1 protein-coding gene is annotated in these 702 nt (G+C 41.3%); it reads left to right on the forward strand.

Annotated elements, in window-relative coordinates; all coding sequences use genetic code 11:
- Positions 1 to 143: 143 nt before the first annotated feature.
- Positions 144 to 702 (forward strand): HD-GYP domain-containing protein (locus tag A3739_RS06780; protein WP_369821091.1); only part of this gene is annotated, 559 nt, incomplete at its 3' end.

Consider the following 702-nt stretch of genomic DNA (forward strand, 5'->3'; position numbering starts at 1 on the left):
CTTTCAGGCGCGCGATTTTATACTTTTGTGGAACAAATTGCAGACTTGTTACGTAAGTTTTCACATTCTAGCCTTAAACTGACAGACATATTGCGTTGCTCTGCTAGCCTAAATTGGATGGATTTTAATCGATAGGACGTACAGTGTTAGGCGAGAACAACTATAGTAGTTATACGTTTAGTCAAGATGTTCAGGTTTGTGGTCGCGATGCATATGCAATGAAAGCGACAATCGAACACCCTTTTGAGCGTGAATTTCTTCATGCTCAATCTCTGGCAAAAGAGCTTATGGACGTTATTTATGACGTCTATGCTGCATTTCGATGCGGCAGCTCTGTTAGTGTTTCTCAAGATATTCAACCAATTATAGAGCGATGCCAAGAGAGCATTTCTCGAAATTTGTATGCGTGGCTCGCACTGTGCCAAACAAAGCGTAAACAGTCTTATTTAATTGAGCATGCTTTTCGTACGACGGTGTTATCGATGAGTTTAGCTTCGGCATTGAAATGGGATAGTCGAGAAACCTTGAAATTAGGGCTATCTGCGTTATTGAGTGATGTCGGTAAAGTGATGATTCCCTCATCGATTCTCAATAAAGAAGGGGCATTAACGAGCGCGGAGTATGCAGTGATTCGAGTGCATCCTTTGGAGGGAAGAAAATTACTTCAGCAACTTAGTGATGTAGATGCATCTGTCATTGATA

Source organism: Oleiphilus sp. HI0067 (genome assembly GCF_001635735.1).